This is a genomic window from Flavobacteriales bacterium (genome assembly GCA_013214975.1).
Taxonomy (GTDB): domain Bacteria; phylum Bacteroidota; class Bacteroidia; order DT-38; family DT-38; genus DT-38.
Genome location: JABSPR010000012.1, coordinates 1 through 8,532, shown reverse-complemented (window position 1 = coordinate 8,532; position 8,532 = coordinate 1). Strand labels below are relative to the sequence as shown.

At 36.0% G+C, this 8,532-nt stretch carries 8 protein-coding genes; 6 read left to right on the top strand and 2 right to left on the bottom strand.

The genetic code is table 11. The annotated features are described in order from the left end of the window. Positions 1–99 (top strand): transposase (locus tag HRT72_00650; GenBank protein NQY66225.1); only part of this gene is annotated, 99 nt, incomplete at its 5' end. A gap of 126 nt (positions 100–225) precedes the next feature. Here the strand turns inward: HRT72_00650 and HRT72_00645 are convergent. Then, complete coding sequence (locus tag HRT72_00645) at positions 226–936, bottom strand: SDR family oxidoreductase (GenBank protein ID NQY66224.1); 711 nt, start codon at positions 934–936, stop codon at positions 226–228. A gap of 283 nt (positions 937–1,219) precedes the next feature. Between HRT72_00645 and HRT72_00640 the strand changes: the two genes are divergently transcribed. Further along, positions 1,220–2,305, top strand: coding sequence for an Ldh family oxidoreductase (locus HRT72_00640; protein ID NQY66223.1), 1,086 nt, complete (start codon positions 1,220–1,222; stop codon positions 2,303–2,305). A gap of 57 nt (positions 2,306–2,362) precedes the next feature. After that, positions 2,363–2,767 carry a hypothetical protein gene (locus tag HRT72_00635; protein NQY66222.1) on the top strand — a complete coding sequence of 135 codons (405 nt, stop codon included), beginning with the start codon at positions 2,363–2,365 and terminating at the stop codon, positions 2,765–2,767. Positions 2,768–2,896: 129 nt separating this feature from the next. On the opposite strand, the gene purL is transcribed toward HRT72_00635, so the two are convergent. Beyond that, positions 2,897–5,131 (bottom strand): phosphoribosylformylglycinamidine synthase subunit PurL, encoded by a 2,235-nt coding sequence (purL, locus tag HRT72_00630; protein ID NQY66221.1) that lies wholly within the window; start codon positions 5,129–5,131, stop codon positions 2,897–2,899. Positions 5,132–5,268: 137 nt separating this feature from the next. On the opposite strand from purL, the gene HRT72_00625 reads away from it, so the two are divergent. The 3 genes from HRT72_00625 to HRT72_00615 form a co-directional block, all read left to right on the top strand. After that, the gene (locus tag HRT72_00625) at positions 5,269–6,576 is read left to right on the top strand and encodes a hypothetical protein (GenBank protein NQY66220.1); all 1,308 of its coding nucleotides are present in this window, start codon (positions 5,269–5,271) and stop codon (positions 6,574–6,576) included. Between the two features lie 8 nt (positions 6,577–6,584). Further along, on the top strand, positions 6,585–7,343 hold the full coding sequence (locus tag HRT72_00620; protein ID NQY66219.1) for an SDR family NAD(P)-dependent oxidoreductase: 759 nt from the start codon (positions 6,585–6,587) through the stop codon (positions 7,341–7,343). A 104-nt stretch (positions 7,344–7,447) separates the two neighbouring features. Next, the coding region (locus HRT72_00615; protein ID NQY66218.1) for an AMP-binding protein at positions 7,448–8,532 on the top strand (1,085 nt) is incomplete at its 3' end.

Below are 8,532 nucleotides of genomic sequence, written 5' to 3'. Positions count from 1 at the left end.
GAATCTTTCAATTCTAAAATAAAGGCATTTAGAGCACAATTTAGAGGTGTTAGGAATGTAGAATTTTTCCTTTTTAGGCTGGAGAAACTTTTTGCTTAATTTTTGAAAACAACAACTTTTGCATTTGATCCGTAATATGCGGGTAGCTTTTGACATAATACTACCTGTAGAATCATCACTATAGAATTAGAATTACTCTATAGCTATATACAAAAAGACTAATGCTTATGGGGTCGATTGGGATACAGGCAATACTTTGCCATTAAACATATCCTTTTCATTAAGAATAAAAGCTGTAATGTAGGCACCCATTTCTTGAGCGCTTGTTGGCGCAACGTAATCAGGAAATGCCCTAGCAAGCATTTCTGTATTCACCCCTCCTAGTGCTAAACAATTCACACTTATATTATCCCCTCTAAATTCCTCTGCCAAACATTCTGTTAAAGTATGTAATGCCGATTTACTTGTACTATATAGAGAAAGACCAGAAAACTTACTACTCCCTTGATACCCTCCTATACTTCCTATATTAAGTATATGGGCTTTTGAAGACACACCCATTAGAGGCTTCAATAACTGAATAAGCTTTATCGGACCAAATAAGTTTACTTCATATGTCGAACGCATATCTTCTTCAGTGATGTCTTCAATTAGTCCTTTAGATAAATACCCTGCATTATTTATCAGAACATCCACTCTATCTATTAAAGAACAGATCTTTTCTTTTAACACTAAAAAGTGATTTTCTTCCTTAAGATCGAATTGTATAGAATGTATCTTAATGGAGGGATTAATTTTCAAACATAGAGTTTCTAACTCTTCTAGTCTCTTAATATTCCTAGATAATGTTATTACAGTATGATTTCCTGAAGACGATATAGACTTAACCGTCTCAAATCCAATTCCCTGACTGGCTCCTGTGATTACTATATTCATGTTATAGAGCAAAAAAAGCCCCGTCTTTCAACGGGGCCAATCATAAACCAAACAAGCTAAGGGCATGAAACCCTCAAGACCTGAGGTGCAAAGATAAGAAAGATCTCCAAAGAATAACTATTTTGACTATGTTTTTTTAACAACTTACCAATCGAAATGGAAACGTTTCTCAAAAGTCACTTCACCTATGCCTATTAGGATACAGACATAATTATTTCGTTTCTTGATTTTTCCTTCCGTATCTATTGTTTATTTTCACGTTTAATAACCAAAGTGACATTAAATGGCAAAATACACTAACTATTCTTTAAATGAATTAACAGTATTCTCTATTGAAATCTTTAAATCCATAGGATGTTCGGAGCCTGATGCAAAATTGGCCGCGAAAGTTTTGGTTAATGCTGATATTAGAGGAGTCGATTCTCATGGTGTAGCCCGACTGTCTGGCTATGTTCGTCTATGGAAGAAAGAAAGAATAAACGCAACACCTGCTATAAAGACTATTCATGAGACAATGAGCACGGCAGTTGTAGATGGCGACCAAGGCTTAGGGCTAGTTGTAGCACCTCAAGCAATGAATATTGCAATTAAGAAAGCTAAAAAAGTTGGAACTGGATGGGTTTCCGTTAAAAACTCTAACCATTACGGTATTGCTGGTCACCATGCAATGATGGCACTAGAACACGATATGATTGGGTTTTCCATGACAAATGCAAGCCCTTTGGTTTCCCCTACGTTCTCATTAGATAGGATGCTAGGCACAAATCCTATTTCAATTGCAATACCCGCCGGCTCAGAACCACCTTTTGTTTTAGACATGGCAACAACCACTGCAGCTAATGGCAAACTAGAGACATTAAAAAGAAAAGGCGAAGATCTTCCATCTAATTGGATTCAGGATAAAGAAGGTAATCCATCAATAGATAATTCAGGGATTCAAAAAGGTGGTGCCCTACTTCCTCTAGGGGGAGATCACACTCATGGGAGTCATAAAGGATATGGATTAGGCGCAGTAGTAGATATTTTCTCTGCAGTGCTTTCCGGAGCGAATTACGGCCCTTGGGTTCCTCCATTTGTGGCATTCTTAGATCCTGCTCCCAATCCTGTTGGTGAAGGCCTTGGGCATTTCTTTGGCGCTATGAGCATCGATGCCTTTAGATCTAAAGATGAATTCAAAGAACATATCGATAACTGGATCAGAACATTCAGGAATTCAAACCCAATACCAGGACAAGAATCTGTATTGATACCAGGCGATCCTGAGAGAAAAGTAACGGCTATTCGTTTAAAAGAAGGTATTCCTTTAATAGAAGACGTTGTTAACGACTTAAGTGAATTAGGAAAAGAATTCGGAGTAACACTGGGATAAGGATTCTTAGTCAGCTTAATATTGTTTTTTTATTAGTTTCAATAAAATCTTAAAACGATGAAATCTTCTGTATTCAACTTCTCTTTAGTAGTATTTGTACTCTCGTTAATACTCACTATTAATTCTGCATTTTCACAAGAACAAATTTCCTTCGTGGAAAAGAATTACATCCACTCTGACGGTACTAGGAGCTCCAATTTTTATTTTAAACTAGGTGAGCAAAAGCCTGTGATGTTTAATAAAAAGGGAAGGCAGAAATATGAAGACTTGATAAAAATTTCACCAAATGCCTTTGATTCATATGCTAAGTATGACAAAATAAGAAAAGCAGGAACGATACTCTACGCACCGCTAATTATTGGTAGCGGCATTATACTCGCAGGGTGCCTCAAGGGTAGTTCAGACTTTTCTAAATCCAATCAAAATGGACCTACTGGGGAAACATTTGGGGTTAAAATCTAGTTAATAGAATTACATTAGCAGGAATAGGCATTGTTATAGGTACTTCAATCCCTTTAGGGATCTTAAGCAAGAAAGGAAGAAAACACCTATATGATTCAACAGAATTGTATAACTCTAAAGTAAAACAGTTTACGAAATCATCTTCTCTAAAGAAGTATCATAAACCAACTTAGCGTCTTCTACCATTGCCCATTGCTCATCATCCACACATATCTTACCTTGAGTAACATGTCCAAGCAACATAAAGTTCAATGTTTTATCTTCCATTATTTCCAAGAAAGTATCTTCTAGATCTCTTGAAATAGATACAACTACTCGACCTTGAGACTCCCCAAACATAAATGCATCTTCTCTCACTTCTGAACTAGTGATAATATCAAAGCCTAATCCATTTGGCATTGATTTTTCTAATAAAGTAATATAAAGTCCACCATCCGCACAATCGTGAGCAGATGCAATCATATCCATTTTGATGAGTTCTAATAACGTATCCTGCAATAAAGCTTCTTTCTCTAGATCAAAATGCGGCGCTGGAGATAATTTGACATTATGGTAAGAGTATAAGTATTCCGAACAATTAATGTCCTCTACTACATCTCCCAATAAATAAATCAAATCTCCTTTTTCTTTAAAAGCCAAAGATGTAATATGCTTTTTATCTTCTATCACACCAATCATTCCAATTGTCGGTGTTGGAAAAACTGCTTCATCTTTTCCATCAATAGTGATCTGGTTATAGAAACTAACATTACCTCCTGTTACTGGTGTATTGAACTTCTCACAAGCCTTTTTCATTCCCATTATAGCATTTGAGAATTGCCAAAATACTTCTGGGTTATATGGGTTTCCAAAATTCAAACAGTTTGTCACTGCAGATGGTGCACCACCAGTACATACAATATTTCTAGCAGCCTCAGCCACAGCCATTGCACATCCTTCTTCTGGATCAGCGTAAACATATCTTGCATTGCAATCAACAGTCATAGCAATTGCCTTATCAGAACCTTTTAGCTTAGCAACTCCTGCATCTGATGGATTATTTGTACTCATATTAACAGTACCTACCATCGAATCGTATTGCTCAATTACCCACTTCTTAGAAGCTATATTATAATGGCCAGTTAGAAACGCAGCAACTTCTTTGAGACTATCTGGTTCTGCAATAGAGTTAATGTCAAACTTTTTAGATTCTGCAAAATAAGCTGGCTCTTTAGAATCCCTTTCATAAACCGGAGCTCCACCACCAAGTACTAAATCACTTGCAGGAACATCAGCTACTAACTCACCATTCATGAAAAACTGTACTTGATTACCCTCAGTTACTTCACCAATCTCAACACAATTCAAATCCCATTTATCAAAGATATCATTCACTATTTTCTCTTGTCCTTTCTTCACAACAACCAACATTCGTTCTTGCGATTCTGAAAGCAATATTTCGAACGGAACCATTCCTTCTTGTCGTGTAGGTACTTTATCTAAATCTATTCGCATTCCATGTCCACCTTTATCAGACATTTCTGTGGTAGAACATGTAATACCCGCTGCACCCATATCTTGCATTCCAATAATTGCATCCGTTTTAGCAATTTCTAAAGATGCCTCCATCAATAATTTTTCCTGAAATGGGTCTCCTACTTGAACTGAAGGCAAATCATTTGCAGAATCTTCGGTAATATCACCTGAAGCGAAAGTTGCTCCATGGATTCCATCCTTTCCTGTTGAAGAACCAACTATAAATACGGGATTACCGGCACCATGAGACGTTGCAGAGATCAAATCATCTTTGCTCATTATACCAACAGACATGGCATTTACTAAAGGGTTTGTATTGTAACAAGGGTCAAAAACCACTTCTCCCCCTAATACCGGAATTCCAAAAGCATTACCGTAATCACCGATACCTTTTACGACACCCTTAATTAACCATTTGGTTCGATCTAAAGTAATATCACCAAATCGTAAAGAGTTCAATTGAGCAATTGGCCGAGCTCCCATTGTAAAGATATCTCTATTAATACCACCTACTCCAGTTGCAGCACCTTGATAAGGCTCTACTGCAGAAGGATGATTATGAGATTCGATCTTAAAGCAGCATCCTATACCGTCACCTATGTCAACTAATCCCGCATTTTCCTCTCCAGCAGCTACTAATAAATGATCTCCGTCTCGAGGTAATTTCTTTAACCAAACAATAGAGTTTTTGTAAGAACAATGCTCTGACCACATTACTGAAAAGATACTGAGCTCTGTGAAATTCGGCTCTCTACCCAGGATTTCTATAATCTTTGCAAATTCATCCTTTGTAAGACCTAATTCTTGTGCCGTTTCTATGTTCGATTTACTCTCAGCTACTGCTCCCATTCTATTGATTTTTTTTGATAGCACAAATATATGCTGAGCTTCTCTTATAGCCTTATTTTACTTTGCTTAATTATCAACATAAATCATCATTTACCAACCTCGTAATTTTACTTACCTTGTAACTCAGATTACTCTTAATGGAAGCACTTCTCGTTCTTATTTACTCTGCTCTATTTATATACCTCATAAACAAATGGAGCTTTTTTATTGACAATAGCCTTTCAAGGAAATCAATATCAATAATTTTCAGTGCAAAAGTTCTCTTTGGGGTGCTGATGAGTTTAATATATACTTATCATTATACGGACAGAAGTACAGCAGATATATATAAATACTTCGATGACGCCAAAGTGATGTATTCAGCAGTATTTACAAATCCTCAAGCTTTTCTATCCATGTTAACCGGAATTGGAAACGATGCGCCTCAATTTCATGAATATTACGACAAAATGAACCATTGGTTTAGAGAATATGAAAGCAGCCTATATAACGATAATCACACCTTAATTAGATTTAACGCAATCGTTTATTTCGCCTCCTTTGGCTATTACAATGTGCATACAGTTTTTATGTGCTTTTGCTCCTTGATTGGATCAATGGCTATTTACAAAACGTTTTCTTCTTATTTGAATAACAGTTCAACAGGCTTAATGATTGCTATATTTTTAATTCCATCGGTTATATTTTGGAATTCGGGAGTATTAAAAGAAGGCTTGCTGTTTTTAGGACTAGGGTTGATGGTTTTATCAACAAATAAATTATTAAATGACAAAATTCACACTCGGTCTATTTCTCTTCTTCTTTTCTCTCTACTATTGATGGCACACCTTAAATACTACATACTAATAGCAATTATTCCATCCCTATTTGCATATTGTTGGGTCTATAAATCGAATTCTAACATCCTTTTAAAGTATTCAATCTCTTTTGTTGTAATTATTACACTTGGTCTTAATGCTCATCACATTTTGCCTAACTATAACATTGTGGATCTATTGATAAGAAAGCAATTAGACTTTGTAGGCCTAGTTGAGCACCAAAACTCTGGAAGTAAAATAGATCTAGGAAATATCCCTCCTACATTAATGGGTTTGATATCAAACATTCCACAAGCATTAAAGAACACTTTAATTTGGAGTAACGATTTTACAATAAGAAGTCCTTTTGTACTACTAGCTATTATTGAGAATTTTGCAATTATTGGTTTAATCGGAATCTGTGTTGTCTTTCGAAAACCATGGAAAAATGTAAACCTTAACTTATTTCTATTCTGTATTCTTTTTTCTCTTACTTTATATACGCTTATTGGCTTAGTTACTCCAGTGATGGGTGCCATTATGCGATACAAAATCCCAGGATTACCTTTTCTTATTATCAGCATGCTACTCCTTCTTGATAAGGAAAAATTGATTCGGAAATTTTCATTCTTTAAATACTTTATATAAATCATCTCATGAATAAAATCGCATTTATAACTGGAGCCACTTCAGGAATAGGTAAAGCGTCAGCAGAACTTTTTGCAAAAAATGGCTACGACCTAATAATTACAGGAAGAAGGACCGATCGCTTAGAATCGCTTAAAAATAAAATCATGGGGGATTACAACGTAGACGTCCTTAATTTAACGTTTGATGTAAGAGATCAAAAATTAGTTGAGATCACTATTAATTCTCTTCCTGGAAAATGGAGTACTATCGACTTACTACTCAACAACGCTGGTTTGTCAGCTGGACTTAATACAATTCAAGAAGGTGACCTAGTTCATTGGGAAAACATGATAGATACTAATGTTAAAGGACTCTTATATGTCTCCAAAGCAATTATGCCAATAATGATAAAGCAAGGATATGGTCATATAATAAACATTGGTTCTCTTGCTGGCAAAGAAGTATATCCTAAAGGAAATGTTTATTGCGCATCAAAGCATGCTGTAGATGCAATTACACAATCTATGCGAATAGACTTATTGGGACATGGAATTAAGGTTAGCCTTGTTATGCCAGGTGCAACAGAAACTGAATTTTCAATCGTTCGATTTGATGGAGATGAAGAAAAAGCGAAGAAAGTCTATCAAGGTTTTAAGGCACTATCTCCCGAGGATGTGGCCGATTCAATTTACTATGCGGCATCAAGGCCAGCACATATAAACGTAAATGAAATATTACTAATGCCTCTTGCACAGGCTAACTTAGCAAATCTCAAAAAAGACTAGTTCTAAATAATTAATATTTCCAGAACTAAAACATTCCAATTTATATAGTAAATTAGAAACTTTAGCAGTTTTTTCACGTAGCTAACCATAACCCAAAAAGAAACATGAACAACGACAGATTATTTGATATTCTTACATATCAAGCAGACAAATTCCCGCAGGAAGTTTCATTAGCAGGAAAAGAAAATGGCAGTTGGAGAACGTACTCCACGCAAGAATTCATCGATACTTCAAATAAGTTTGGCTTAGGTCTACTTAAACTTGGCATTAAGCCAGGTGATAAGGTTGCTATGATTTCTAATAACAGGCCGGAATGGAATATTATCGACATAGGCATATTACAAATTGGAGCCATCAATGTCCCAATATACCCAACTATTACAGAAGCAGATTACAAGTTCATCCTTAATCATGCAGAAGTGAAAATTGTCATTGTCTCGAATCAAGACTTGTATGAGAAAGTAAGCAACATTAAAGCTGACGTAAGCACCTTACAAGAAATCTACACCATGGACTCGGTTGAAAGCGCAAAAAACTGGCGTGAAATTGTCGATTTGGATCCTGATGGAGATTTAACTGTGATCGATAAATTAAAAGCGGATATAAAAGCTAACGATCTTGCAACATTGATATACACTTCAGGAACTACTGGAGACCCAAAGGGTGTTATGCTTTCTCACACTAATATTTATAGTAACGTGATTGCTTGCATGGATAGAATGCCTTGCAACGAACATGACAAAGCCCTAAGTTTCCTTCCCTTATGTCATGTGTACGAAAGAATGATAACATACATGTACATACTACATGGTGTTTCTATCTATTATGCAGAGGCCATGGAGACTATTGGAGAAGATTTAAAAGACATAAAGCCACAAATGTTTTCTACTGTTCCTCGACTACTCGAAAAAGTCTTCGACAAAATTGTGGCTAAAGGAAATGAACAGACAGGTATAAAGAAAAAACTCTTCTTCTGGGCTTTGGAACTTGGATTAGTATATGAGCCATATGGTGCAAATGGAGCTTGGTATGAGTTTAAACTTGGCATTGCAAACAAAATAATTTTCAACAAATGGAGAGAAGCACTTGGCGGGAATGTCAAGATAGTTACTTCAGGAAGTGCTGCTTTACAAGCCCGTCTAGCAAGAGTTTTCCAAGCAGCTCAAATCCCAGTAATGGAAGGCTATGG

Bases quoted from the DNA above. Each gene is read 5' to 3' on its own strand.
- HRT72_00645 (NQY66224.1), bottom strand. From the start codon at position 936: ATGAATATAGTAATCACAGGAGCCAGTCAGGGAATTGGATTTGAGACG.
- HRT72_00640 (NQY66223.1), top strand. From the start codon at position 1,220: ATGGCAAAATACACTAACTATTCTTTAAATGAATTAACAGTATTCTCT.
- HRT72_00635 (NQY66222.1), top strand. From the start codon at position 2,363: ATGAAATCTTCTGTATTCAACTTCTCTTTAGTAGTATTTGTACTCTCG.
- purL (NQY66221.1), bottom strand. From the start codon at position 5,131: ATGGGAGCAGTAGCTGAGAGTAAATCGAACATAGAAACGGCACAAGAA.
- HRT72_00625 (NQY66220.1), top strand. From the start codon at position 5,269: ATGGAAGCACTTCTCGTTCTTATTTACTCTGCTCTATTTATATACCTC.
- HRT72_00620 (NQY66219.1), top strand. From the start codon at position 6,585: ATGAATAAAATCGCATTTATAACTGGAGCCACTTCAGGAATAGGTAAA.